This window comes from Acidisoma sp. S159 (assembly GCF_009766125.1).
In the GTDB taxonomy this organism is placed as follows: Bacteria; Pseudomonadota; Alphaproteobacteria; order Acetobacterales; family Acetobacteraceae; genus Acidisoma.
Map to the genome: position 1 here is coordinate 694,951 of NZ_LMUG01000032.1, position 25,323 is coordinate 720,273.

Below are 25,323 nucleotides of genomic sequence, written 5' to 3' on the forward strand. Positions count from 1 at the left end.
GCTCCCTAAACGAGAAGAGTGACGGCAGGTTCTTTTGGCTTCGGCGTGGAGTCCGTCGTGGCCGTCTTCGCTGCCAAGATTAGGCACTTGACCATGAGACTGGGAAGCGCCTGCGCCGCCAGATCCTCGGGCGTGCAGAGGAAGCCCGATGTCGGGGAAATTCTTTCCACCCACGCGGCGTAGACGTCGAGTCGCAGCTCGAAATGGGTGAAGACATGGCGCACTTCGCCACCCCGTTCCCAGGCGGCGATCATTGGCGCGAGTTTCAGAGCCTCGGCCTTGGTCAATGCCTCCGCGAGCCAAGGCGTGCCTGGGAGCTCCGTCATGCCGCCGAGGAGACCGGTCGGCGGGCGGCGTTGCAGCAGCAGCCGTCCCTCCACATCCGTCAGATGGAAAACCGCGCCATGACGCACCGGTCGCGGCACCTTCGCCGCCTTGCGCGGCAAGGTCTCGGCGATGCCCAGCCGACGACCTTCGCATTCCGCCGCCCACGGACAGACCCCACAGGCAGGCCGGGTCGGGGTGCAGACCGTAGCGCCCAAGTCGAATAGGGCTTGCGCGGTATCCGATGGCGATGCCACCGCGATGGGATCCGCCGCAAGACGAAGAGCCGCCACACGAAGCGCGGGCCGGCTGGCGGGCAAGGGCGTCTCGATGGCGAAAAGGCGGCTGACCACCCGCTCGACATTGCCATCCACCGGGATCGCCGGCAGGCCAAACGCGATCGCACCCACCGCCGCCGCCGTGTAATCGCCGATGCCCGGCAGCAGCCGCAGTGCCGCCACATCCCGGGGAAACCCGCCCATCGCCGCGACCCGTCGCGCGCAGGCGAGGAGATTCCTGGCACGGGCGTAGTAGCCAAGCCCGGCCCAGGCAGCCATGACGGCGTCATCCTCCGCCGCCGCGAGCCTCTCAACGGCTGGGAAGAGGCGCAAAAACCGGTCATAATAGGGAATGACGGCCGTCACCGTGGTCTGCTGCAGCATGATCTCGGACAGCCAGACGCGGTATGGATCCATCGTCTCGCCCGGCTCGGCGCGCCAGGGCAGGCGGCGGCGATGGCGGCCATACCAGTGCAGCAGCGCCGCCACGGGTGGCGCGGAAAGCGGGGAAGGCTTGGGCGAGGACAGGCTGGCAGAGGACACGGGCGGCACCATGGCGAAGGCCGGGGCCGCGAACAAGACCACCGCCAAGACCGAGATGGAGCCGCCGCGCGCCTATGGCCCGCGCGGCATCGGCGGCCTCGTCGCCCGCGTGGCGCGTCCGGCCTTTCGCCGCCGTTCTCCGGCCGCCTCCCAGATCATGACGGAATGGGCGACGATCCTCGGCCCCGACCTCGGCGCGCGCACCGCGCCCCACCGTTTCACCGCCGGAACCCTCACCATCGCCTGCGACGGTCCCGTCGCCATGGAGCTGCAGCACCTCGCGCCGCAGCTCATCGCGCGCATCAACGGCCATGTCGGCCAGCGGCTCGTCGAGCGCCTTCGCTTCGTGCAACTCGCCGTCGTCTCGCATGTGATCGAGCCGCCCCGCGCCCCGCGCCCCACGGCGACTCCACCGCCGATCGAGGGGATTTCGCCGGGTCCGCTGCATGATGCGCTCGCCCGACTCGGCGGCGCGGTCAAGGCGGCCGCCGCCATTCGGCGCGAAAGCGCCCCGAAACGCTCCTGACCAGGCATAAAACTCGACAGCTTGGGATAGGCTGAGCTAACGACCACTAGATCTTGAGGGACCAAGAGATGATCTCGCGCCGCTTCCTGCTTGCTGCCGGTGTGTCCACCGCGGGTTTCGCCGCCCTGCCATCCCTCGCCCGCGCCGACACGCTGCCGGACACCGAGGGGCCGCGCTCGGTAGGCTCACCGACCGCCAAGACCACGGTCGATGAGTTTTTCTCGCTCACCTGCACCCACTGCGCCCATTTCTCGATGACCACGATGCCCCAGGTCATGGACAAGCTCATCAAGCCGGGCCTGCTGCGAATCGTCTATCACGACTTCCCGCTCGACGCGGTGGCGCTCGAGGCCGCGATGGTCGCGCGCCACCTGCCGCCCGACGAGTATTTCCCTTTCTGCAGCGCCCTCTTCGCCAGCCAGGACCGCTGGGCCTTCGCCCAGGGCGTGAACTACACCGACGAGCTGTGGAAGATGGCAGCACTCGCCGGCATGAGCCGCGCCACCTTCGATGCGGCGATCAAGGATGACGCGCTCAAGACCTGGATCCTGCAGCGCCAGGCGGCGGACGCCAAGAAATACAACATCGACGCGACTCCGAGCTTCCTGATCAACGGCCACCTCCAGGCCGGCGACATGAGCTACGACGAGTTCGCGAACGCCATTCGCACGGGGAGCTAGAGCGCCCGATGGCCGCGCGGCTCGCCCGCCTGAGTATCGCAGGCTTCAAGAGCTTCGCCGACACCACGAGCCTTGACGTACTGCCGGGGCTGACCGGCATCATCGGCCCCAACGGCTGCGGCAAATCCAACATCGTCGACGCCCTGCGCTGGGCCATGGGCGAGGCCAGCGCCCGGTCCCTGCGTGGCGGCGAGATGGACGACGTCATTTTCGCCGGCACCACCAGCCGCCCCTCCCGCAACCTTGCCGAGGTCACGCTGAGCCTGGAGGAGACGATCGGCGTCGCGCCGCCGCCTTTGGCCGAGCAGAGCGAGCTGGAGATCACGCGCCGGATCGAGCGGGGCTCCGGCAGCCAATATCGCATTAATGGACGCGAGACCCGGGCGCGCGATGTACAGACGCTCTTCGCCGATCTCGCGAGCGGTGCACGGAGCTGCGCCATTGTCAGCCAGGGCCGGGTGGCGGCTTTGGTCAATGCCCGGCCCGATGAGCGGCGGGCGATCCTGGAGGAAGCCGCGGGCATCGCCGGCCTCTCCTCCCGGCGGCATGAGGCCGAGCTCAAGCTGCGTGCCACCGAAACCAATCTCCAGCGCGCCGAAGATCTGCGCGGCCAGGTCGAAACGCAGCTTTTCGCGCTCCAGCGCCAGGCCCGCCAGGCGGCCCGCTACCGCACCATTTCCGGCGACATCCGCACCGCCGAGGCAACCTTCCTCGCCATCTTGCAAACCCGCGCCGAGCAGGAACGGGAGGCGGCGCGCACGGCGCTTGGCGAGGCGCGGATAGCGGCGACCGCCGCCACTGAGGCAGCGCGGGAAGCCGCGTCCAGCCACGGCAATTCCGACGAGGCGCTGCCCGGCCTGCGCGAAGCTGAAAGCGCGGCCCGCACGGCGCTCGAACGCCAGCGCATCGCCCATGAGCAACTCTCGGCGGAGGAGAATCGCGTGCGCGCCGCGCTCGCCGCCGCGACCAGCCGGCTCGAGCACACGGCCCGGGACCTCGACCGCGCACGCGCCGTGTTGCGGGACGCGGCGGAGGCGGAACGCCGCCTCGCCGCCGAGGAGGAAAGTCTCGCGACCGCCGATATCGACGCGGCCACACGCCTGGATGCCGCCGAGGCGGCGCTCGAATCGGCAGTCGCAGCCGCGCGCGCGGCCGACTTGGCGTCCCAGGAGGCGCTTGAGCGAAATGCCGCGCTGGCCGCCGAAAGCCAGGCCATGCGGCAACGCCTGACCCAGGCCGAGCAGCGGGCGCGACGCCTGACCGAGCAGGCAACCCGCCTCGCCGCCGACCGGGCGCGACTCGCGGCGGATATCATCCCCGAGGCACAGATCGCTGCCGCTGAGGCTGCGGTCGCCGAAGCCATCGCCGCGCGCGAAGCCGCGCTTGCTCGATTGGAGACCGCCGAACGAGCGCGCCAAGGCACCCAGGCGGCGCTCACCGCCGGCCGCGAGCAGGATCACGCCGCCGAAACCGCCCGGGGCCGGCTGGCGGCGGAATGCCGCGCGCTCGACGAGGTTCTGAGCGTCAGTGATGGCGAGCGCTGGCCGCCCATGGTCGATGCGCTGGACGTGCCGCCGGGTCTCGAGCAGGCGCTTGGCGCGGCTCTGGGCGAGGAACTCGGCGCCGCGGCGAATCCCGAAGGGGCGCGCCACTGGCGCGAATTGCCGCCGCTCGACGCGGCCGGAGACCTGCCCGAGGGCTGCAAACCCTTGGCGGAGATCGTCCGCGGCCCCCCTGCACTCGCGCGTGCATTAGCGGGGATCGCGCTCGCCCCCGAAGGCGCGGCAGAAGCACTGCAAGCCCGCCTCGGCCCCGGCCAGATGCTCGTCTCCGAAGCGGGCGGTGTCTGGCGGTGGGACGGTTACACCATCCGACCCGGCACGCCGACCGCCGCGACCGTGCGCCTCACCCAACGCAACCGGCTCATTGCCTTACGCCGGAAGCGTGACGCCGCTGAAGCCGCCGCCATCCAAGCGCGCGAACTACGGGAAAGCGCGGAAGCCGCCGACCGCGCAGCCGTCATCGAAGAACAAGCCGCCCGAGCAGCGCGGCGGGAGGCCGAGCAGGGCGCCGAACGCAGCCGCCAGACCGCCCACGCCCTCAGCGGCCGCGCCGCCGCCGCGACCGCCCGGCTCGCGGGTGTCGCCGCGCAAAGCGAAGCGGCGGCGGCCGAGGCTCGCGAGGCGGAGGCCGCCTTCGCGGCCGCGCGCGCCGAAACCGAAAATCTCCCCGACCTCGCCGCCCTGCGCGCCACGGTGGACGCGACCCGGACTGCGCTCAGCGAGGCGCGACGACACGAATCGGAATGCCGCTCCATCCGCGACGACCTCTCGCGCGGCATCTCCGGCCGCGCTCAGCGCCGCGAGGCTTTGACGCGCGAACGCTCCGGCTGGTCGGACCGCGCACGAGACGCCGAGACCCACATCGCCGAGCTCGAGACGCGGCGCGCCACCGCCGAGACGGAACACGCCGAACTCACCGACCGACCCGCCGCCCTCGCCGCCGAACGCGCCGCCCAGGGTGACCTGCTGCGCGAGGCCGAGGCGGAGCACCGGGTCGCCACCACGCGCCTCGGTGAAGCGGAAAGCGCCGCGCGAGCCGCCGAAAAGGCCGTACGCGGCGCCGAAACCGCCCAGGCCCTGGCGCGCGAGGCGGTGGTGCGCGCGGAAGGCGCCTTGGCCCAAGCCGAACACGCCTGGGGCACCGCCGCCGAGCGCGTGCTGGAACGCCTCGGCACCAATCCCAGCTTCCCGGAGCTGGCCGGCGAACCCACCGTCGAGGCCGAGGACAAGGCACGCCGCCGCTTCGAAAGACTGACACGCGAACGCGATGAGATGGGTCCGGTAAACCTCCGGGCAGAGATCGAGGCGGACGAACTCGCCCGCCAGATTGCTTTGATCGACAGCGAGAAAGGCGATCTCACCTCCGCCATCGCCAAGCTGCGGGGCTCGGTCGGTCATCTCAACAAGGAGGGACGCGAGCGCCTCACCACCGTCTTCGTCGAAATCGACAAGCATTTCCAGACGCTCTACGCCCGGATGTTCGGCGGAGGGCGCGCCCATCTGGCGCTGGTCGGCTCGGATGATCCGCTGGAGGCGGGGCTCGAAATCTACGCCCAGCCGCCGGGCAAGAAGCTCTCGGCCCTATCACTGCTGTCGGGCGGGGAGCAGGCGCTGACCGCCCTCTCCCTCATCTTCGCGGTCTTCCGCTGCAACCCGGCGCCGCTAGCGGTGCTGGACGAGGTCGATGCGCCACTGGACGACGCGAATGTCGAGCGGCTTTCGACCTTGCTCCGAGAGATCGTCAGCGAGACCGGCACGCGCTTCCTGATCGTGACCCACCACCATCACACCATGGCGCGCATGGACCGCCTTTACGGCGTCACCATGCTGGAACGCGGCGTTTCCCGGCTGCTCTCGGTCGATCTTGGGCGCGCGGTGGAGATGACGGATTCTGGGGCGCGGCTGGCGGCCGAGTAGGGCCAGGCGTGACGATCTAAGATTGGACGGCGACCCAAAAGATCCGTCATGGCACGCGAAGGCGTGCCATCCACGCCTTGCCTCCGTCACGCGAGCAAAGGCGTGGATGCTCGGCCTTCGCCGAGCATGACGTTAGTCAGTTGGTCATGACGTGACTCTTGTTGTTCGGCGGGCGTCGACGCCCACGCAGACGACCCTAAGCCGCGCGCGCCGCCAGAGCCGTTGGGACATTGGCGATCGCGCGATCCACCAGCGCCGCGTCCTGCGCCGCGCCCAACCCCTCGCGTAGCGCCTGCGCCGTCGCGGCGATGGCGATCTCGACAGCGGCGGCACGCACCTCGGTGATCGCCGAAGCCTCGGCGGCGGCGATACGCTCGGTAACCATCCGCTCGCGCGCCCGTGCCCGGGTCTCCGCCTCGGCGGCGAGCTCGGCGGCCATGCGGAGCGCCTCGTCCTTGGCGCGCGCCAAAATCTCCTGCGCTTCGGCCAGAGCCTCATCCCGCTTGATGCGGGCGCTGGCGAGCATCGCCTCGGCCTCGACCTTCAGCCGCGCTGCTTCTTCGAGCGAGAGCCGGATCGCCTCGCCGCGGCCATCCAGCGCCTTGCTGACCGGCCCCAGGATCTTCTTGCCGAACAGCAGCGCAAAGATGACGACGGAAATGAAGACCCAGAAGGTCCCGTGGACCCAGGGCGCGTTGGCGAGCGATTCGTATTGCATGTCCCGCTCCCTCTAGGCTTTGCCGGCTTCGGCCAGACCGCGCGCCGCGAGCGCGCCATCGATGCCGCGGCCCAGCATGGCCTCGTCCGCGCTCCCGCCCGTCAGCCGGGCGAGCAGCAGCTTCGCGGTGTCGGTCGCAACCGGCCGGATCGCGCTCATCGCTGAGGTACGGGCGGCAGCGATCTGCGCCTCAGCCTGCTCCACCCTCGCATCGAGCTTGGCCGATGCCGCCGCCGCTTCCTTGACCGCCTCGGCCTTGGCACGGGCCACCGCCTCGGCGATCTCGGCATGGGCGCCCTCGCGGGCCGCCTTCATGGCCGAGTTGAGCTCGGCGACCGCGGCGTCCGCCTCGGCCTTGGCCGCGCGCGCCGCCTCCAGATCCGTCTCGATCCGCTTCGCGCGATCCGCCAGCACCTCGCCGACCGCGGGCAGCGCCCAGCGCGACAGGATGAAGTAGAGCGCGACGATGATGATCACCAGCCAGACGACCTGGCTCGCCGTCAGCGGATTCTTGAAATCCATCTGCGGCATGGTCTTGCTGCCTTCTTCCTGAGCCCAGGCAGAACCGGGCAGGCAGACGGCGGCGAGAACGAGGCCGGTGAGGACGGAACCGGCGCTGGTGACGAAGCGGCGCATGAGGATCAGCTTTGGCGCGGGATCAGGTGAACAGAATGACCAGCGCGATGACGAGCGCATAGAGCGCCACCGCTTCCGTCAGCGCGAAGCCGAGCAGCACGTCACGGAACATCTTGTCACGCGCGGCCGGGTTGCGGCCAACCGCGGAGACGAAGGCGCCGAACAGATTGCCGATACCCACGCCGGCACCGGCGACGCCGATAGTGGCTAGGCCTGCGCCGATATCCTTGGCGAGAAGCGCAGAATTGATGTCCATAGTTCTATCGTCCTTTCAGGAATTCATCAGTGCACAGGCACCGGATCGTGTCAGTGCATATGCACGGCGTCGTGCAGATACAGGCAGGTGAGGATGGCGAAAACATAAGCCTGCAGGAACGCCACCAGAACTTCGAGCCCCATCAGCGCGACATTGAGACCGAGCGGCACGATGGAGGCAACAGCACCAAAAATGCCAAGGCTCGCCGTCAGCAGGATCATGAAGCCGGCGAAGACCTCAAGCATCACATGCCCGGCGGTCATATTGGCGAAAAGTCGGACCGAGAGGGAAACCGGCCGCGACAGGTAGGAGATGATCTCGATCGGCACCAGCAGCGGCAATAGCCAGCCGGGCACCCCGTCGGGCACAAAGAATTTCAGGAAACGGAAGCCGTGGACATAGAAACCCACGCCCGTCGAGAACAGGAACACGAAGATCGCGAGCGTCAGCGTCACCACGATGCCGCTGGTGAAAGCGAAGAAATACGGGAACAGGCCGAGCAGATTGCCCAGCAGGATGAAGCTGAACAGCGTGAAGACCAGCGGAAAGAACTTCACCCCCTCCGGCCCGATCGTATCCACGCACATATTTCGGACGAACTCGTAGATCATCTCGACGAGGGATTGCAGCCGGCCCGGCACCACGGCGCGGGCGCGCAGGCCGAGCGCGAAAAGCACGATGATGATGCCGGCCGCGACAACCATCATTTCGTTGGAATTGGTGAAGTTTACGGCATGACCGATAGGCCCCAGTCCCGTGGTCAGCCTGAATTGGCCAAGCGCGTCGATCGAAGGACCAGCCATGAACGTTTCCCAGTAGCCTCGTCAGCTTTTGTCACCCGGACCGACGGCCCGGATCAAATTCCGTATCCCTGCCGCCGCGCCGATTGGCACGAAGGCGATCATCAGCCAGGGACGCGTATGGAACAGCCGGTCCAAACCCCAACCAATCACCACGGCGATAACAAGCGCCGCGACCAGTTCAATACCCAGGCGCATCGCGAGCCTGATGGCATTGCTGTTAGAGTTGTCCGGTGGCTTCCCACTGCTCGGCGGCCGATCCATACCGGCGCTTCCGCGAGCCTTGGCAAGCCGTTGTTCGAACGATTCGTTCCCCTCGCCGCCGCTCATTCCCATGCCCTCTCATAGCCGAACAGCCCCGCCGCAAGCGGGCCCACCCAGGGCACAGCGTCTGCTACCGACCGCCCCCTAAGGTGTCAAGGATCCGAGGCTAGCGCGGCGACTTGTCGGAACCGAAGAAATTCATTTGAGTTTCAAACGACTTGTTCAAGCCTCCGGCAAATCGAGTGTCTTCTGCATGAGCACGAGGCCGAGCCAACGGTCGAACTTGCGGCCGACCTCCGGCAGGCGGCCGGTCACCGCGAAGCCGAACTCCTCATGCAGCCGGATCGAGATGAGGTTGTCGGCGGAAATCACCCCGATCATCACATGCATCCCGGCCCGCGCGGCATGATCGAGAAGCGCCGTTAGCAGCCGGCGACCGGCCCCATGACGCCGGCAAGCGGCGTCGACGTAGATCGAGTGTTCGACGGTGAGGGCATAGCCATCCCAGGGCCGGAAGGCCCCGTAGCTCCCGAAGCCCGTCACAAACCCATCGCTCACACTCACCAGTACCGGCAGCCGGGCAGCCTGCCGCTCGGCAAGCCAGCGGCTGCGCGCCTCAAGCGTGGTCGGCGTGATGTTCCAGCTCGATGTGGTGTTGAGGATCGCGTCGTTTGTGATGTCGAGGATGCGCGGCAGATCGCTCTCCTCGGCCGGCCTGATCTCCATTCGCTTGCTCTTTCTCCGCTATGGTCTCGTCCTGGGTTGCCATCAGCCGCTCGATTAGCCAGCGCCCGGCTGGACCCACCGAGCGGTCGGTCCGGTGCGCGACGCAGATTTGCAGGGGTACCCCGCCGTCATTCCCCTGCCACTCCTCCGGCAAAATAATCCGCAGCCGCCCGGCCGCGACATCCGCTTCCACCATGTGCCACGGCATGCCGCCCCAGCCGAGGCCGCCCAGCAGCAGCGCATGCTTGGCGCCAAGGTCGCCGAGACGCCAGGTGCGGCTGGACAGGACCCCGTGGTCCCGGCTGCCGGTCCGGCCGGAACGATCCGTCAGCACGAGCTGGACATGGGCCTGCAAGTCATCTGTCGGAATCGGACCCGGCATCAGCGCCAGGGGATGCTGCGGCGCTGCCACCGCGACCATGCGAACCCGCGCGATTGGCCGCAAACTCAGAAGCGGGTCCTCGGCCGCAAAATACAGCAGCAGACCGATGGTGCAGGTGCCATCCGCCACCAAAGCCGCCGCGGCGCCGAGGGATTCGACATAGATGCGGGTCGGCACGGTCGGGTAGCGCTCGCGAAAATCCGTCAGCGCCGCGACCAGAGCCGTGGTCGGGAACATGGCATCCACCACCAGGGTCAGCTCGGGCTCCAACCCCTCAGTCAGGCCATGCGCCTGGGCGCGGAAGGCCGCGACCTCCTGCGCGATACGGCAGGCCCTCGGCAGCAGCGCCGCGCCCGCCTCGGTAAGCACGGCACGATAGCCGCTGCGGTCGAAGAGGCTGGTGCCGATCTGCTCCTCCAGCCGCTGGACCGCGTAGGTGATCGCGGATTGTGCGCGGCCGAGACTGCGCGAAGCGGCCGAAAAGCTGCCTTGGTCCGCCACGATGAGGAAGACCTGAACCTGGTCGAGCGTTAGTCCGTCCGTAATCATCGCCCTCACTCTATCCGAAGATTGGATGGAGTTTCACTATATTTTATCTATTTCCTCTATGTTTCAGCTGCAATAAACCGCTGGGCATCTGCTCAATCTCTCGAGGACCAATCATGATACGTTCTCCTCTCTTCGCAGTTGCCGTCGCTGCCGGCGTTGCATTCGGTGCCGCCGCGGTCTCGACTCCCGCTTCTGCCCAGGTCGTGACCAAGGATCCGGGCCATGTCCAAAGCGGCAATTACGCCGTGGAACCCGCGCATACCCGCGTTCTTTTCGCCGTGTCTCACATGGGATTCACGACCTGGTACGGCAACGTTTCCGACGCCAGCGGCTCGCTCGACTTCGACGCCAAGGTGCCCTCCCATAGCAAGCTCTCGATCACCCTTCCGACCGACAGTATCAGCACCACCAACCCGAAGCTCGACGGTGAGCTGAAGAGCCCGACCTGGCTCGATGCGGCGAAATATCCGACGATCACTTTCAACGCGACCTCGATCACCCGCACCGGGCATGACACCGGCCGCATTAAGGGCGAGCTGACGCTGCACGGCGTGACCCAGCCGGTCACCTTGGACGCCCATTTCAACGGCGGCGGCGTCAACCCGTTGGACAAGGCATACACGATCGGCTTCGACGGCACGACGACGATCAAGCGCAGCGCTTTCGGCATCAAGACTTACGTGCCGCTCATCGGCGACACCGTGACGGTGACGATCAGTTCGGCCTTCGAGCGCCGCGCTTAACATTCGGACGGCGCATTGGTCATGGCCCGCGCGATCCTTCCTTTGCGCCGCTCGCGCTACAGCCTGGTGGCGATCCTGCTGCATTGGCTGATCGCGCTAGGTATTCTCGCACTCATCGTCATCGGCCTAGTGATGACGCAGCTCAAGATCACGCAGATGCTGGAGTTCAAGCTCTTCCAGCTCCACAAATCGATCGGCATCACCGTCCTGCTGCTCGCGGTAGTCCGGCTGCTATGGCGCTTCACGCATCGGCCGCCGCCGCTTCCGGCCCAGACGCCACCTCTTGAAAAGGGGGCGGCGCATGGGCTGCACTGGCTGCTCTATGTCTTCATGTTCGGCATGCCGCTGACAGGCTGGGCGGTAGTTTCGTCCTCGCCCTTCAACCTGCCAACGGTTCTCTACAGCCTGGTGCCCTGGCCCGATCTGCCGGTCCTGCCCAATCTCGCGAATAAGGCAGCGGTCAGTCATATCCTGGCCTGGGTCCATGCTTATGGCGCCTGGACCCTCATCGGCCTCCTCGCCGTCCATATCGCAGCGGTGCTGCGCCACCACCTGTTAAAGCGCGAGCCCATCCTGCGCCGCATGCTGCCCGGGCGCGGCCTGCCGAGCCGCGACTGACACCCCTCCCAAGGAACTTCTCCCATGAAGGCCGTCGCCTTTACCGTCGGTGCCGTGCTGCTCACGGCCTCCCTTTCCGCGGCCCATGCCGCCGACTGGACGATCGATACGGCACAGAGCCACCTCGATTTCACCGGTTCGCAGAGTGGCTCGCCCTTCAACGGCCACTTCACTGGCTTCGCCGGCACGATCGCCTTCGATCCCGCCAACCCCGCCGCCGGCCATGCTGATGTCACGATCGACACTGCGACCGCGACCACGGGCGACAGCCAGAAAGACGGCGCCATGCCCGGCGCCGATTGGTTCGCGGCGCAAAAATTCCCCCAAGCGCATTTCGTCGCGACCGGCTTCAAGCTCACCACCGCTGGCGGCTTCGAGACGAATGGCACGCTGACGATCCGTGGCATCTCCAAGCCCGTCACCCTGCCCTTTACCCTCGCGATCACCGGCGACATCGCCAAGGCCACTGGCCATGTCCAGCTCATCCGTACGCGGTTCGGCGTCGGTCAGGGCGCCTGGAGCACGGCGCAATATGTGGCGCTTGAGGTTGCCGTGAATTTTGCCATCACTGCGAAATCAGCTCCGTAAAGGCGATGACAATGGGCGCTCAGCGTTTCCCGACCTATTTCCTGCCACATGGTGGCGGCCCTTGCTTTTTCATGGACCCGCCGATGGGACCGCCTGGCACCTGGGACCGCATGGCCGACTTCCTGCGCGGTATCGAGGCCGATCTCGGCGCGAGGCCCCGCGCCATCCTGACGGTGACGGGCCATTGGGAGACGCCGGATCTCGCCGTCACATCCGGCGCTGCCCCGGACCTGATCTACGATTATTGCGGCTTCCCCGAGAGCACCTATTCGCTGCGCTACCCGGCGCCGGGCGATCCCGCGCTCGCGGCGGATGTCGCGCGGCTGCTGGAACAGGCCGGATTCCCCACGATTCAGGACCCCGCGCGCGGCTTCGACCACGGCGTGTTCATCCCCTTTCTCCTCGCCTTCCCCAAGGCCGCCATTCCAGTGGTGGAACTGTCGGTGCGCCAGGATCTCGACCCGGCCGCCCATCTCGCCATGGGCCGCGCGCTCGCGCCGCTGCGGGACGACAGGGTGGCGATCGTCGCGACCGGCATGAGCTACCACAACCTGCGCGGCTTCTTCGGCAGCGACCCCCGAGGCGCCGCCGCCTCGGAAGCCTTCGACGCCTGGCTCAGCGAGGCAGTCTGCAACGAGACGGGCGAGACCCGCAGCAAGCGGCTGATCGACTGGGCCTCGGCGCCGTCTGCCCGGCTATGCCACCCGCGCGAGGAGCATCTCATCCCCCTCATGGTCGCCGCCGGCGCGGCGGAAGACGAACCCGCCACACACGCCTATAGCGACCACGTTCTCGGCAAGGCGATTTCGGGCTTTCGCTTCGGGTAGGTCGCTTAGCGGAGTCTGTAGTAGGTGACGCCAAGGCGTTGGAAGCTCTGGTTCGCCAGTCCCGACTGTTTGTAGGCTGGACGGGGCGGCGGCGGCGCCACCGTCACCGTTGCAAAGCTAATATAAGTTGTATTGGTTGCGGGTTCGAAGACATCGTCGCTAACCCAAGATGAGTGGTCCGACGTATCGCTGGTGGAGCGCTGACGACCGCAATAACTCACTGACATGACCGTTTTCCTTGCTTGAGCCTCACTGTATTGCCGCAAAAAGAAAAGGCTCAATTAAAGAGCTGCTTACGAAACGAATCTCGTTCCATCGCGTGATATGCGGTTGTTGACTTCGAGCGACTATCGCATCCGAGCCCTCTTCACTCCGCCGCAAGCCGCGCTTCGTATGTCCGCCGCGCCGCGACAAATACCGGCAGTTGCTCGACGATCCACAGCCAAAGCGGCAGGAACTTCAGCATCAGTTCCCGGCCCGTGGGCGTGAGCGCATATTCGACGCGCGGCGGTACTTCCATGAAGATGCGCCGCGTCACCAGCCCGTCCCGCTCAAGCTGACGCAGCGTCTTGGTCAGCATCTTCTGGCTGACGCCCTCCACCTGCTCCGCGATCCGCGAGAACCGCATTGGGCTGTGCTCCCCAAGCACGTGGATCACCCACATCGACCAAGTGTCCGTGACCCGGCTCATGATGTCCCGCGCCAGCCGATCCTCCTCCGGCGTCAGCGCGTCGCAGGCAGCGGTCACAGCGCCGATAGTATCCGCGGGGTTAGTATGGAACATCCGGGTGCCTTCTTTCCGATGGAAACCAGCTCTCCTATGTTCCGGCCGCCAATGCAAGGAACGACGGACATGACGAAGGTATGGCTGATCACGGGAAGCTCGCGCGGCCTCGGGCGCAATCTGGCGGAAGCCGCTTTGGAGCAAGGGCACAGCGTCGTCGCGACCGCGCGTGATCCAAAGTCACTGGCGTCGCTGGCCGAGCATTACGGCGACCGCATCCTCCCCATCGCGCTCGATGTCACGGATGAGACACAGGCGGCCGCGGCGATCGAGGCCGCCTTTGCGCGCTTCGGACGGCTCGATGTGCTGGCGAATAATGCTGGCTATGGCTTCATCGGCGCCTTCGAGGAGATGACGCCGGCGCAGTTCCGCGGCCAGATCGACACGAATTTCTGGGGCACCGTCAACGTCACCCGCGCAGCCCTCCCGCATCTGCGCCGGCAGGGTTTTGGCCATATTTTCCAGTTCAGCTCCGTCGGCGGTCGTCATGCCATGCCGGGCCTGTCAGGCTACCACGCGGCGAAATTCGCGGTCGAAGGCTTCAGCGAATCGCTGGCACAGGAAATCAAGCCGCTCGGCCTCAAGCTTACCATCGTCGAGCCTGGCGGTTTCCGCACGGACTGGGCGGGCAGCTCGATGGCCTATGCGGAGCCGATGCCAGAATACGCCCCGTCGGTCGGCGCCTTCAGCGACTTCATCAAGGCACATGGCCCGGAGGTTCCCGGCGATCCGCGCAAGGCGGCGCGTGTCATCCTCGACATCGCCGAAATGCGGGCGCCACCGCTACGACTCCCACTTGGCAACGACGCGCTCGCCATCATGCGCAACGGCTTGAAGGCGAGCCTGGCGGAGTTGGAACGCAACGCCACGGTCACCGGCTCGACCGACTTCGATGGGCTGACGGTTTCGGATCAGGACCACGCGGTTCTTTCGCTCACAGCCTGATGACGCCATCATCGAGCGGAGGCGCAGCTTCCGCCGCTTTGGGAGAGAATCCTGTCTCGCTCCGCACGCCTCCTCGCGCTGATGCAGGCCCTGCGGCGCCGGAGGCTGCCGGTGACGGCGGCGGTTCTCGCGTCCGAACTCGGTGTTTCCCTCCGCACGATCTATCGCGACATCGGCAGTTTGGTCGCCGAAGGTGCCGCGATCGAGGGCGAGGCTGGGTTGGGCTATGTGCTCAAGCCGGGCTTCTTCCTCCCGCCGCTGATGTTCGGCGAGGACGAGCTTGATGCGCTCATCCTCGGCCTCCGCCTCGTCACGCAGCGCGGCGACGAGGCGCTCGGGCAAGCGGCCGAGGATGCGCTGGCCAAGATCTCCGCCGTGTTGCCGCCGGAGATGGAGGATGCGGCCGCAACCAGCGGTCTCCTCGCCGCGCCGGGTAGCCAGGACGACACGCCCCACCTTGGCACGCTGCGTCAGGCGATCCGCGCCGAGCACAGACTGCGGCTGCGCTACACGGACAAGTCGGGCGCTATCACCGAACGCATCGTCTGGCCGATCGCCCTGGGTTTTTTTCAGGCCGCCGAGGTTCTCGCCGCCTGGTGTGAGATGCGAGAGGATTTCCGCCACTTCCGCCTCGACCGGATGGCGACGGCCGAGACAACCGGGCAGCGTTACGCGAAACGCCGGCGAATCCTTCTCGCGGACTGGCGGAGCCGGGAGTTGGACTCGGACGTGTGACGTCTACTGCCGGAAACTGTCACAGCTCGGCGCCAAGCTGCTTCGGTCACAACCGGAAAACACACATGACCAAGCCGAATCTTGTCGTCTTCTACGTCGACAGCCTCGCCGCGAGCGCCGCCTTCTACCGCGACCTGCTTGACCGCGAGCCCGCGGAATCATCGCCGAACTTCGTCATGTTCCCGTTGTCGGGCGGCATGGGACTTGGCCTCTGGGCGCGCCACGCCGTGGAACCCGCCGTATTGGCTGGGCCCGGGGGCGCGGAGGTGGTTTTCGCCGCCGAGGATATTGATGCCGTGCATCGGGATTGGTCATCGCGTGGCCTCCGCATCGCACAGCCGCCGACCGACATGGATTTCGGCCGGACCTTCGTCGCCTTGGATCCGGACGGTCATCGCCTCAGGGTCTTCGCACCCGCGGCGGCGTAGCAATCGGAGGGGCGCCACCGTCCCGCCCCGAACTCTTAGAGCGCGATGGCTTGATATTGAACCACAAACAAGGGATTCGTTATGGCACGCGAAGGCGTGCCATCCACGCCTTGCCTCCGTCACGCAAGCAAAGGCGTGGATGCCCGGCCTTCGCCGAGCATGACGTGGTGGGGCGAGCACGGTTCAAACCGAAGACAGACACCCCACACTCCTCACGGATCCGGCGTATTCTCCACCGCGCTCAGCCATTCGTCGCGGCGCGCCAGGATGAGGTGGGCGGGGTTGAGGAGGTCGGTGACCTGGTCGGATCGCAGCCCCGCCTCGATCGCCAGTTCGCGGACCGTGCGACCGCTTGCCAGGGCCTCCTTCGCGATGATCGCCGAGCGCTCGTAGCCCAGCAGTGGCACCAGGGCGGTCGCCGCGCCGACGCTCGCCTCGACATGGCGGGCGCATTGGTCGGGCCGCGCCTCGATCCCCGCGACGCAGCGCGTGGTGAAGGTGCGGACGCCATTGGCCAGCAACTCGATCGACGACAGGATGTTATGCGCGATCAGTGGCTCGAAAGCGTTGAGCTGAAGCTGGCCGCCTTCCGCCGCCATGGTCACGGCGAGGTCGTTGCCGATCACCTGGAAGCACACCTGGTTGAGCACTTCGGGGATCACCGGATTGACCTTGCCCGGCATGATCGACGAGCCCGGCTGCATCGCCGGCAAGGCGATCTCGGCCAAGCCGCCGCGCGGACCGGAAGACAGCAGCCGCAAATCATTGGCGATTTTCGACAGTTTCGAGGCAACGCGCTTGAGCACGCCCGAAAACATGACGAAGCCGCCCATGTCCCAGCTCGCCTCGAGCAAGTTCACCGAGCGCACCAGCCGGAAACCGGAGATCGCCGAAAGTGCGGCAATGGCGCGCGGTCCGTATTCCGGCAGCGCATTGATCCCGGTGCCGATCGCCGTGCCGCCGAGATTGACCTCGCAGAGCAGCGGCTGGGCTTCCTGCAGGCGCTGGATATCCTCGCGGATCGTCACGGCATAGGCGTCGAATTCCTGGCCGAGCGTCATCGGCACCGCATCCTGCATCTGCGTGCGGCCGAGTTTCACGATGCTGGAGAAGGCTTGCCCGCGATCCTCGAAAGCCGCGGCCAGAGCTTCCAAGGCACGCATCAAGCCGCCCATTTCCAGCAGCACCGAGAGGCGCACCGCCGTCGGATAAGCGTCATTGGTGGACTGGCTGAGATTCACGTCGTCGTTGGGATGCAGATGCGTGTACGCGCCGCGCGGATGACCCATCAGCTCCAGCCCGCGATTGGCAAGCACCTCGTTCATATTCATGTTCGTGGAGGTGCCGGCCCCGCCCTGGATGACATCGACCGGGAACTGGTCGTGCAGCCGCCCGCGCTCGATCTCGCGCGCTGCGGCGATGATGGCGTCCCGCTTGGCATCTGGCAGTTTGCCGAGCTGGCTATTGGTGAGCGCCGCCGCGTGCTTGACCATGGCCAGCGCGCGCAGCAAGGCCGGGTGCCGGGTCAGCGTCTGGCCGCTGATGGGGAAGTTCTGCACGGCGCGCATAGTCTGCGCGCCCCAATAGGCAGCCGCCGGCACGGCGATCTCGCCGAGGCTGTCGTGTTCGATCCGGGTCTCGGTCATGCGTCATCCTGTCGATGATCTTCTCTTGCCCGCGCCTGATGGGGCGGAGAAAACGGTGGTGAAGCCCTGTTGCCGTTCGTGCGGCAGCGCGAGCGTGAGAAATGCAAGTCCGCCCATCGCGGCGCAGGGCACCCAAAGCGCCACCGCCTGCGCCCGCAATTCCAGCTCGGTACCCAGGATGGCGCCGAGCAGCATGCCGATCCAAGGAACCGCCTGGATGACCCAGCCGGAGCGACGCTCGCCCATGAGCCACCCGGCAAGACCGATGCCGAAGCGGGAAAGACCGCCGCTCACGAAGCTGACGCTCATCGCTGTCCCGCCGATTCGCTGCAGCCCGGCATTGCTCGCGCCCATCGCGAGAACGAGCAGAAGCAGTGCTGGCAACGATAGCGCGTTCGCTGGCGATACCAGCGCCGCGGCGGCAAGCAGCAGCGTCACAAGCGAAAGCAGCGGCGTCTGCCGCCCGCGTGTCAGGATGACGACGAGGCCGCCCAGGGTATTGCCAAGAACGAAGCCCAGAATGAGGAGCAACAGCGGCAGGGCCTCGCGCCACAAACCCTGCCCGACAGCGATCGCCAGATGGGTGGTGTTGCCGGTCATGAAGGACACGAAGTCCCGGCTGCGGATGAAGCCGACGGCATCCGTCATCCCCGCTATCATTGATAGGACCACCGCGAGTCCAACGCCGATTCCCACGATATTGGGCTCGGGCCTATGGGGACCGTCGAAGGGCACGGTGCCGCCTCACTGCTTATACATCTTCGCAACGTTTTCGTGCATCCGTTGCGGCAATTCCGGCGCCATATAGGCGTCGGTGACGATCTCGATATAGGCACCGACGTCACCGCGCGCCGCCCGTTCCATCGCGGCATCCAATTCGCCGCATGTCGTGACGCGGGCGGAAAACCATCCTTCGCAACCGAAGGCCTCCGGCAGTTGCGCGTATTTCCATTGCGCGATGTCGTTGTAGCTGATCGCCGGATCACGGCAGAGCAAACGCTCGATGAGATAGCCGTCGTTGTTGAGCACGAAGATCACCGGCTTCAGCCCGAGGCGGCCAAATTGGCCAAGCTCCTGCACAGTGAACTGATGCGCGCCTTCGCCCGTTACGAGCACGGTGCGCCTTTCCGGCGCCGCGAGTGCCGCACCGAGCGCTGCCGGCGTCGCCCAGCCGATCGCGCCCCAAAGGCTTTGATTGTAGAAGGTCGCGCCCTTCGGCATCCGGGCGAAGCCGAGACCCATCGAGACCGTGCCGGTATCGGCGACGACAATATCGCCCTCGCGCAGGAAGCGCTCCCATCTCGGATAAAGCGCGGCGGCGGTGATCGGCGCGTCGCCCTCGCCTTCGATATCGCCGAGAAGCTCCGGCGCCGGCGCCGAAATCCTCCGCCCGCGCGTCAGCCGCGGTGCCAGCGCCGCGAGGATATCGGCCATCTCGACATTGGCGATCACATGGCCGCGCACCGTCACATGATGGTGGTGGATCGCAATGACTCGCTCGGGATCGAGCCGCGCGGTGAAAAATCCGCTGTTGAAGTCGGTCATCATGGTGCCGATGGTGAGGATGCGGTCGCAGCCTTCCACGAAAACCCTTACCGCTTCGTTCATCAGCTTGCCGATGTAGATGCCGAGATAGCCGGGCTGGGATTCGTCCAGCATCGTTTTGTCCATGAACATCGTCGCGAAGGGCAGTCCGCTGGCATCGACGATGGCCTGGATCGCGCTCTGCAGACCAAGCCGGGCCGCGAGGGTACCGGGCAGGATGCAGGCTGATTTCGCGGCGCCAAGCTCGGCCAGTACCGCCACCAGCGCGGCCTCGAGCGCTGCTGGATCGCTGCGGGGCGCGGGAATTGGCGACGCCTGCCCCAGCACCGGCTGCGACGCGTAATCTGCCGGGAAGCCCATATAGACGGGCCGCCGGTGCATCAGCGCCTCGGCGATCAATCGCTCGGTTTCGTACGCGGCATTCTGCGGCGTGAAGATGGCGCTGGCACAGACCACGGGCTGGCTCATCTGGTGGAACAGATTGAATTCGCCATTGCCGAGCGTGTGGTGCATCAGCGAATGGCTCGCCTGCACCGCCATGTTCGGCATGCCGACCAGATGAAACAGCGGCACATGCTCAGCATAGGCGCCTGCGATGGCGGCCAGCGCGGCCAGCTCACCCACGCCATAGGTCGTGCAGACGGCCGAGAAGCCGCGGACCCGGGCATAGCCATCCGCCGCGTATCCCGCATTGAGCTCATTGGCCGTGCCGATCCAGCGCAGACCCGAGTCCGGGGCGCAGATCGCATCATTGACGGGAAAGGCGAAGTCTCCGGGAACACCGAAAACATCGGTGAGGCCAATCTCCGTCAGGCGACGGAGCACATGCTGGATGACGGTTTGTGACATAAAGGGGCTTTCGGCTGAATCGGGGGAGGTTGCACCCTTTCTCCGGCGACTGGCCAGAGGAACGCCCGCCGACCGGAACCGCAGCCGAGACATGCATGGCGCCACTCTTTTCGCCGCTTCGCTTGAGGGTCCAAGGTTGATGCTGTAGGCCACCGCTCATGGCGGACGTTACCCAATTCATGCCCAATGCCACGATCCACCTGCATCGGCACGACCTGCCGGACGGGCTGGAGCTCGGACCTGTCATCGCGGTCGATACCGAGACCATGGGGCTCGACCCCAGGCGCGACCGGCTGTGCCTGGTCCAGATTTCCTCGGGAGACGGCCAGGCGCATCTGGTGCAGCTCATCCCGCCCGCGCTCGGCGGCCGGGGCTATGATTGCCCGAACCTGAAGGCGCAGCTCAGCGACCCCAACCGGGTCAAGCTCATGCATTTCGCTAGGTTCGACGTGGCGATGCTGTACCACGCCCTCGGCATCCGCGCCGCGCCGGTGAAATGCACCAAGATCGCCGCCAAGCTGGTCCGCACCTTCACCGATCGACACGGTTTGCGCGACCTCTGCCGCGAGTTGCTCGGAGTCGAGATCAGCAAGCAACAGCAGACCAGTGACTGGGGCGCCCCGGAACTCACTTCCGAGCAACTCGCTTATGCCGCTTCGGACGTTATGTACCTCCACCCCCTATGGGCGCGGCTAGAGGCGCTGCTGATCCGCGAAAATCGGCTGGCTCTGGCGGAGGAATGCTTCGCCTTCCTGCCGGCGCGCTGCGAGCTCGATCTCCTCGGCTACGAGGAACCCGACATCTACGCCCATCGCGGCTGAGGAGCCGCCGCCCCGCGAGTTTCGCGCAACGCGACGCGCCCGCACCATGTTAGGTGGGAGTCCGTTGCCGCATGGAGGGTCACCATGATCGATCTCGACTATCAGGCGTTGCAGGCGACGCCGGTTTCCGAGGACCCGTACGAGCATATCGTGATCGAGAACTTCGTCCGCCCCGCCTCGCTAGCCGCCGTGACGCGCGAATTGCCCAAGCTCGACAAGGGCGGCTCCTTCCCGATCGGCTCGTTGCGCCTCGGCCCGAACGCCAAGGCACTGATGGAGGAGCTGGAAGGCCCGCGGTTCCGCGATGCCGTCGCCGCCAAGTTCGACCTCGACCTCGAAGGCGCGCCGACGATGGTGACGCTGCGTGGGTCGAGCCGGGAGAAGGATGGCCGCATCCACTGCGACAGCCACACCAAACGCGTCACCATCCTGCTGTATCTCAACCCCGAGACCGAGGCCTGGGCGCGGCGTGAAGGCTGCCTCCGCCTGCTGCGCGGCCCCGACGACATCGAGGATTTCGCGGTGGAAGTGCCGCCGGTGAACGGCACGCTGCTGATCTTCCCCAACGGCCCCACCACCTGGCACGGCCATAAGCAGTTCGTCGGCACGCGCTACGTGATCCAGCTCAACTACATGACCACCGACAGCACCGCCCGATCCGAAATGCGCCGCCACAAGGTCTCCGCCTTCGTCAAACGCCTCACCATGGCCTCCTGATCCGCATGGCGGAGGAGAGCGCCGTCCGGAACTTCAAGGAAACGGTGCTCTCGGACGAGAAGTTCCTGCTGCGGCGGGTGGAGTTCGACCAGCGCCACTTCGATGGGTGGTGGTCGAGGCTGACCCGTGAAGTCTATACCCACGGCAATGCCGTCGCCCTGCTACCCTATGACCCGGCGCGCGGCACCGTGCTGCTGACCCGCCAGATCCGCTTCGTGACCTATCTCAACGGCCATCCGCACCCGCTGATCGAGGTCTGCGCCGGGATGCTGGATGGCGACGAACAGCCGGAAGCCGCGATCATCCGCGAGGCGCGCGAGGAAATCGGCTGCGTCATCCGCAACCCGCGCCGAATCTTCGACTCGTTCATGAGCCCCGGCTGCTTGACCGAACGCATTTCGTTCTTCGTCGCGACTTATGGCGAAGCCGACCGCACCGGCCGGGGCGGCGGCCTGGCCGACGAGGGCGAGGATATCGAGGTGCTGGAGATCACGCTTGAAGCGGCCGTGGCGATGATCGGCCGCGGCGAGATCGTCGATGGGAAGACGATTCTGCTGCTGCAATGGGCGGCTTTGCACGGAATTGCGGACTGATACGAGCTAGCGTTGGCAATAAGCCCACCATCGTCATCCTCCGCGAAGGCGGAGGATCCACGCCTTGCCTTCATTGCGCGCGTAAGGCGTGGATGCCCGGCCTTCGCCGAGCATGACGGGGGGACTCCTGGATCGGTCAGTATCTTGCCGATTGGCAACGGGCGCTCAGCCTCTACTCCGCTGCCAGCCGCGTCAGCACCGCCTCGGTAATCCCGGGCTCTCCCAGCCTCTCGGCCAATGCCGCCAGGATCGGCGCCGCTTCTTCCTCGAAGCGCCAGGGCGGATTGACCACAAGGACACCGCAACCGCCGAGATGCTCGAACTCGTTAGGCGGCCGCAGCAAGAGCTCGGCCACCACCACGTCCCGCATCCCGCTCTCCACGATCGCGGCATGGAAAGCCCGCACCCGGGCGCGATATTTCACGGGATACCAGACGGCGAAGACGCCTGCCGGGAATCGGCCGAGCCCTTCCCGCAGAGCCACCAGGATACGGTCGAACTCGCCGGGGTTCTCAAAAGCCGGGTCCATTAGCACGAGCCCGCGCCGTTCGGCCGGCGGCAGCAGGGCCCTCAGTGCCCCGAATCCATCCCGCAGATGGACCGCGACCCGCTTGTCGCCGCGCAACAGCCGGGAGAGCGCCGCGTTCTGCTCGGGCTGCAATTCGCAGCAAATGAGACGGTCCTGCGGGCGCAGCACGGCCTGGGTCAGCGCCGGCGAACCGGGATAGAGCCCGAGGGATCGCACGATGCCCAGGTAATCGGCAAGGGCTGGCGGCGTGTCATCCAGCAGCCGGCCGATGCCCTGCCGCCATTCCCCGCTGCGCTCAGCCTCGGTGCCCGACAGGTCGTAGCGCCCTGCCCCGGCATGAGTATCCAGCACCGCGAAGCCCGCCTCCTTGCGCGCCATGGCACGCAGCAGCCAGAGCAGGAGCACATGTTTCAGGCAGTCCGCGAAGTTCCCGGCGTGGAAGGCGTGGCGATAATTCATCCGCTCGGCGTCTCGTTTCTAGGGCGTGATGGTCTAATACTGAACCCCGACCCCAGGATCCGTCATGGCACGCGAAGGCGGGGCGGCCCCCGCGTGCCATCCACGCCTTGCCTTCGTCGAGCAAGAAAGGCGTGGATGCTCGGCCTTCGCCGAGCATGACGTGGGGGATTGGGCACGGTCCAAACCAGAGAAATCCGCCTCTAAAGCTGCTCAGTTTCCACTGCCTGATCGCCGGCCGGCACCTGACGTAAGCGGGCGAGCACGGCATCCGTGCTGTCCACCACCTCATAAAGCGCGCGGGCGGAGGGCAGCGCGAAACCCTGGCCAACCAGCGTGTCGATCAGAGCCATGAACGGCGCCGCCCAGCCGCCGATGTCGCAGATCAAGATCGGCTTGTTGTGCAGGTCGAGCTGCCGCCAGGTAATCATCTCGAAGGTCTCGTCCAGCGTCCCGAGTCCGCCGGGCAGCGTGATGAAGGCATCCGACATCTCGAACATGCGGCTTTTGCGCGAATGCATGCTGTCGGTGACGATCATTTCGCTAACGCCACGATGCGCCACCTCGCGCCGGGCCAGAAAGTCCGGAATAATTCCAATGACATGGCCACCGGCGCCCAGAGCACCATCCGCGACGGCGCCCATGATGCCGATGCCGCCGCCGCCGTAGATCACGGTGATGCCCGCCTGGGCGAGACCCTCACCCAGCGCCAGAGCCGCGCGCCGATAGGCGGGATCCTGGCCGGATGCCGCGCCGCCGAAGACCGTCACTGCCTTGATCGCCGGCATGCATTCTCCTTCCTTGCCGCCAGCAGAGTCTCCGCCAGCGAGCGCTTGGTGGCAGCCCTTCGGCTGCGGTGCAACCGCCCCGGCACCGCAATCAGAACCTGCGAACCCGAAGGGTGCACAAGAATTATTCATTTCATGATAACGAGCGGATGTATTGAGAGCTTTTCGACAGGGGCGGCCGCGAATCGATGACTGAGGTGACTCGCCATTCACCAGAAGAAGGTACTGGGACGTCTCGGACGTCCTGGCGGCCCATCCTGGGACTTGTTCTCCTGCTCGGTATACTGGCCGCAGGTGCCGCTACCGTCTACGAACGTATGGGACCAGGCAGCGAACCCGCGGCGCCGCACGGTGTTGCCATGGCTCCGACCACGCCCGCGAAACCGCAAACCACGCCAGCAAGCGCGGCACCGGCCGCGAGTGCGCCAAAGATGACCGCGCTGGCCATGCCGCCGAGCGTCGCGCCACCGCCCGCCCCACCCGCTGCCACCAAAGGTCCAGGCGTGGACGTCGTGCGGGTCGATCCGCAGGGCTCGCTTGTCATGGCCGGTAGCGCGGCGCCGGGAACGACTGTCACGATCACCAACGACAAGAACGTCATTGGCGAGATCACCTCCGACAGCAACGGCCAGTGGGTCTTCCTGCCCGATGCGCCGCTCGCGCCGGGTGTGCATGAGCTGCATCTCACGACGCCCGGCACGAAAACCGTTGGGCCGGGCAGTTCCACCGTCCTTCTGACCGTTCCCGGCGTGGTCGCTGCCCTCGCGCCGAAGAGCGCCGGTGCGACAGAGACCCCCCAGGGCGCGGCGCCCCAAAGCCCCCAGGGCAGCGTCGCCGACAACACCGTCCAGAAGGTCATCCCCGCCGAAAGCCCCCCCGGTGGCGTTTCCACCCCGAGCGCACCGGGCAGCGTGGCCATGTCGCAAAGCGGCGCGCCCCCGGCAAACCCGCCGAGCAGCATCGGCCCGAGCGGCTCCCTTGTCGTGCTGTCGCAGGGCAATGCGCCGCCACGCCTGCTGCAACCAGTGCCGGGCAGCCATCCGGGGCCGGTCGGCCTCGATATCGTGCAATACGACCAGCAAGGGCATATCCGCTTCGTCGGCCATGCCGCGCCGGGCCGGAGTGTTCGCCTCTACGTCGACAACAAGGCTGTTGGGGATGCCGAGGCCGATGCGTCAGGCCAATGGCAGCTTTCGCCGATTGATGAACTCAAGTCAGGCGTCCACAAGCTGCGCGCGGATGAGCTGAGCGCCAGCGGCAAGGTCGCGGCGCGCACAGAAGTGCCCTTCGCCCGCGCCGACCTCGCGCATCTGCTGCTGCCAGGCCAGGCCATCGTGCAGCCCGGCGACTCGCTCTGGCTCATCTCGCGCCACAGTTTCGGGCACGGCACGGAATATACTGCGATCTTCAAGGAGAACACGGACCAGATCCGCGACCCCGACCTGATCTATCCTGGCCAGACTTTCCACATGCCGACCGCCGACGAGGCAGCCCATGCGCCGCCTCTGCCGCCATGGCACAAGATGGCACACCACCATAAGAGCTGATAA

General features: G+C 66.4%; 28 protein-coding genes. 14 read left to right on the forward strand and 14 right to left on the reverse strand.

All coding sequences use genetic code 11. The features are described from left to right. Positions 1-5: 5 nt before the first annotated feature. A complete protein-coding gene (locus GSQ92_RS11095) occupies positions 6-1,157 on the reverse strand; it encodes an A/G-specific adenine glycosylase (protein WP_159013453.1) in 1,152 nt (383 codons plus the stop codon). Between GSQ92_RS11095 and GSQ92_RS11100 the strand changes: the two genes are divergently transcribed. The 3 genes from GSQ92_RS11100 (at position 1,156) to GSQ92_RS11110 (ending at position 5,830) form a co-directional block, all read left to right on the forward strand. Beyond that, entirely contained in the window at positions 1,156-1,671 is a 516-nt protein-coding gene (locus tag GSQ92_RS11100; protein ID WP_254065854.1) for a DUF721 domain-containing protein, read from the forward strand. The two genes, GSQ92_RS11095 and GSQ92_RS11100, sit on opposite strands and share 2 nt — an antisense overlap. A 68-nt stretch (positions 1,672-1,739) precedes the next feature. Next, the gene (locus GSQ92_RS11105) at positions 1,740-2,351 is read left to right on the forward strand and encodes a DsbA family protein (protein ID WP_158805203.1); all 612 of its coding nucleotides are present in this window, start codon (positions 1,740-1,742) and stop codon (positions 2,349-2,351) included. A gap of 8 nt (positions 2,352-2,359) precedes the next feature. Continuing rightward, entirely contained in the window at positions 2,360-5,830 is a 3,471-nt protein-coding gene (locus GSQ92_RS11110) for an AAA family ATPase (protein ID WP_159013442.1), read from the forward strand. 196 nt (positions 5,831-6,026) lie between these two features. On the opposite strand, the gene GSQ92_RS11115 is transcribed toward GSQ92_RS11110, so the two are convergent. The 7 genes from GSQ92_RS11115 to GSQ92_RS11145 all read right to left on the reverse strand — a co-directional run bounded on the left by GSQ92_RS11115 (position 6,027) and on the right by GSQ92_RS11145 (position 10,161). Further along, positions 6,027-6,548: a F0F1 ATP synthase subunit B gene (locus GSQ92_RS11115; RefSeq protein ID WP_158805201.1), complete on the reverse strand. Its 522-nt coding sequence runs from the start codon at positions 6,546-6,548 to the stop codon at positions 6,027-6,029. Positions 6,549-6,560: 12 nt separating this feature from the next. Beyond that, entirely contained in the window at positions 6,561-7,184 is a 624-nt protein-coding gene (locus tag GSQ92_RS11120) for a F0F1 ATP synthase subunit B (protein ID WP_158805200.1), read from the reverse strand. Between the two features lie 22 nt (positions 7,185-7,206). Continuing rightward, positions 7,207-7,440, reverse strand: a complete 234-nt coding sequence (locus GSQ92_RS11125) for an ATP synthase subunit C family protein (RefSeq protein ID WP_158805199.1) — start codon at positions 7,438-7,440, stop codon at positions 7,207-7,209. A 50-nt stretch (positions 7,441-7,490) separates the two neighbouring features. Further along, positions 7,491-8,243 (reverse strand): F0F1 ATP synthase subunit A, encoded by a 753-nt coding sequence (locus GSQ92_RS11130; RefSeq protein WP_158805198.1) that lies wholly within the window; start codon positions 8,241-8,243, stop codon positions 7,491-7,493. 21 nt (positions 8,244-8,264) lie between these two features. Then, positions 8,265-8,570 (reverse strand): AtpZ/AtpI family protein, encoded by a 306-nt coding sequence (locus tag GSQ92_RS11135; protein ID WP_254065853.1) that lies wholly within the window; start codon positions 8,568-8,570, stop codon positions 8,265-8,267. A 156-nt stretch (positions 8,571-8,726) separates the two neighbouring features. Beyond that, on the reverse strand, positions 8,727-9,230 hold the full coding sequence (locus GSQ92_RS11140; RefSeq protein ID WP_158805196.1) for a GNAT family N-acetyltransferase: 504 nt from the start codon (positions 9,228-9,230) through the stop codon (positions 8,727-8,729). After that, positions 9,121-10,161 (reverse strand): LysR family transcriptional regulator, encoded by a 1,041-nt coding sequence (locus tag GSQ92_RS11145; protein WP_159013443.1) that lies wholly within the window; start codon positions 10,159-10,161, stop codon positions 9,121-9,123. Before GSQ92_RS11145 ends, GSQ92_RS11140 begins: the two co-directional genes overlap by 110 nt. Positions 10,162-10,274: 113 nt before the next feature. Here GSQ92_RS11145 and GSQ92_RS11150 point away from each other — a divergent pair, with 113 nt between their 5' ends. The 4 genes from GSQ92_RS11150 to GSQ92_RS11165 are packed head-to-tail and all read left to right on the forward strand — an operon-like array spanning position 10,275 to position 12,937. Then, a complete protein-coding gene (locus GSQ92_RS11150) occupies positions 10,275-10,904 on the forward strand; it encodes a YceI family protein (protein ID WP_158805194.1) in 630 nt (209 codons plus the stop codon). A 21-nt stretch (positions 10,905-10,925) separates the two neighbouring features. Further along, positions 10,926-11,522 carry a cytochrome b gene (locus tag GSQ92_RS11155; protein WP_158805193.1) on the forward strand — a complete coding sequence of 199 codons (597 nt, stop codon included), beginning with the start codon at positions 10,926-10,928 and terminating at the stop codon, positions 11,520-11,522. Positions 11,523-11,546: 24 nt separating this feature from the next. Beyond that, positions 11,547-12,110 carry a YceI family protein gene (locus tag GSQ92_RS11160; protein WP_158805192.1) on the forward strand — a complete coding sequence of 188 codons (564 nt, stop codon included), beginning with the start codon at positions 11,547-11,549 and terminating at the stop codon, positions 12,108-12,110. A 5-nt stretch (positions 12,111-12,115) separates the two neighbouring features. Next, positions 12,116-12,937 (forward strand): class III extradiol ring-cleavage dioxygenase, encoded by an 822-nt coding sequence (locus tag GSQ92_RS11165; RefSeq protein WP_158805191.1) that lies wholly within the window; start codon positions 12,116-12,118, stop codon positions 12,935-12,937. Between the two features lie 367 nt (positions 12,938-13,304). Here GSQ92_RS11165 and GSQ92_RS11170 read toward each other — a convergent pair whose 3' ends face one another. After that, the gene (locus tag GSQ92_RS11170; RefSeq protein ID WP_158805190.1) at positions 13,305-13,721 is read right to left on the reverse strand and encodes a helix-turn-helix domain-containing protein; all 417 of its coding nucleotides are present in this window, start codon (positions 13,719-13,721) and stop codon (positions 13,305-13,307) included. A gap of 69 nt (positions 13,722-13,790) precedes the next feature. Between GSQ92_RS11170 and GSQ92_RS11175 the strand changes: the two genes are divergently transcribed. The 3 genes from GSQ92_RS11175 (at position 13,791) to GSQ92_RS11185 (ending at position 15,829) form a co-directional block, all read left to right on the forward strand. Further along, on the forward strand, positions 13,791-14,666 hold the full coding sequence (locus GSQ92_RS11175; RefSeq protein ID WP_158805189.1) for an oxidoreductase: 876 nt from the start codon (positions 13,791-13,793) through the stop codon (positions 14,664-14,666). Positions 14,667-14,744: 78 nt separating this feature from the next. Beyond that, on the forward strand, positions 14,745-15,401 hold the full coding sequence (locus GSQ92_RS11180; protein WP_256367095.1) for a YafY family protein: 657 nt from the start codon (positions 14,745-14,747) through the stop codon (positions 15,399-15,401). A gap of 65 nt (positions 15,402-15,466) precedes the next feature. Further along, the gene (locus GSQ92_RS11185) at positions 15,467-15,829 is read left to right on the forward strand and encodes a VOC family protein (RefSeq protein WP_159013444.1); all 363 of its coding nucleotides are present in this window, start codon (positions 15,467-15,469) and stop codon (positions 15,827-15,829) included. Positions 15,830-16,041: 212 nt separating this feature from the next. On the opposite strand, the gene GSQ92_RS11190 is transcribed toward GSQ92_RS11185, so the two are convergent. The 3 genes from GSQ92_RS11190 to GSQ92_RS11200 are packed head-to-tail and all read right to left on the reverse strand — an operon-like array spanning position 16,042 to position 19,869. Further along, positions 16,042-17,475 carry an aspartate ammonia-lyase gene (locus tag GSQ92_RS11190; RefSeq protein WP_159013445.1) on the reverse strand — a complete coding sequence of 478 codons (1,434 nt, stop codon included), beginning with the start codon at positions 17,473-17,475 and terminating at the stop codon, positions 16,042-16,044. A 3-nt stretch (positions 17,476-17,478) separates the two neighbouring features. Next, positions 17,479-18,210, reverse strand: coding sequence for a YoaK family protein (locus tag GSQ92_RS11195; RefSeq protein WP_371418551.1), 732 nt, complete (start codon positions 18,208-18,210; stop codon positions 17,479-17,481). A gap of 9 nt (positions 18,211-18,219) precedes the next feature. Further along, positions 18,220-19,869, reverse strand: coding sequence for an alpha-keto acid decarboxylase family protein (locus tag GSQ92_RS11200; protein WP_158805185.1), 1,650 nt, complete (start codon positions 19,867-19,869; stop codon positions 18,220-18,222). 158 nt (positions 19,870-20,027) lie between these two features. Here GSQ92_RS11200 and GSQ92_RS11205 point away from each other — a divergent pair, with 158 nt between their 5' ends. The 3 genes from GSQ92_RS11205 to GSQ92_RS11215 all read left to right on the forward strand — a co-directional run bounded on the left by GSQ92_RS11205 (position 20,028) and on the right by GSQ92_RS11215 (position 22,000). Then, positions 20,028-20,690, forward strand: coding sequence for a ribonuclease D (locus tag GSQ92_RS11205; protein WP_174246721.1), 663 nt, complete (start codon positions 20,028-20,030; stop codon positions 20,688-20,690). An 84-nt stretch (positions 20,691-20,774) separates the two neighbouring features. Further along, the gene (locus GSQ92_RS11210) at positions 20,775-21,407 is read left to right on the forward strand and encodes a 2OG-Fe(II) oxygenase (RefSeq protein ID WP_158805184.1); all 633 of its coding nucleotides are present in this window, start codon (positions 20,775-20,777) and stop codon (positions 21,405-21,407) included. Positions 21,408-21,412: 5 nt separating this feature from the next. After that, on the forward strand, positions 21,413-22,000 hold the full coding sequence (locus GSQ92_RS11215; RefSeq protein ID WP_159013446.1) for an NUDIX domain-containing protein: 588 nt from the start codon (positions 21,413-21,415) through the stop codon (positions 21,998-22,000). A gap of 172 nt (positions 22,001-22,172) precedes the next feature. On the opposite strand, the gene GSQ92_RS11220 is transcribed toward GSQ92_RS11215, so the two are convergent. After that, positions 22,173-22,988, reverse strand: a complete 816-nt coding sequence (locus GSQ92_RS11220; protein ID WP_158805182.1) for a 23S rRNA (adenine(2030)-N(6))-methyltransferase RlmJ — start codon at positions 22,986-22,988, stop codon at positions 22,173-22,175. Positions 22,989-23,188: 200 nt separating this feature from the next. Then, on the reverse strand, positions 23,189-23,773 hold the full coding sequence (locus GSQ92_RS11225) for a TIGR00730 family Rossman fold protein (protein WP_158805181.1): 585 nt from the start codon (positions 23,771-23,773) through the stop codon (positions 23,189-23,191). Positions 23,774-24,132: 359 nt separating this feature from the next. Here GSQ92_RS11225 and GSQ92_RS11230 point away from each other — a divergent pair, with 359 nt between their 5' ends. Continuing rightward, a complete protein-coding gene (locus tag GSQ92_RS11230; RefSeq protein WP_158805180.1) occupies positions 24,133-25,320 on the forward strand; it encodes a LysM peptidoglycan-binding domain-containing protein in 1,188 nt (395 codons plus the stop codon). The last annotated feature ends 3 nt before the right edge of the window (positions 25,321-25,323 follow it).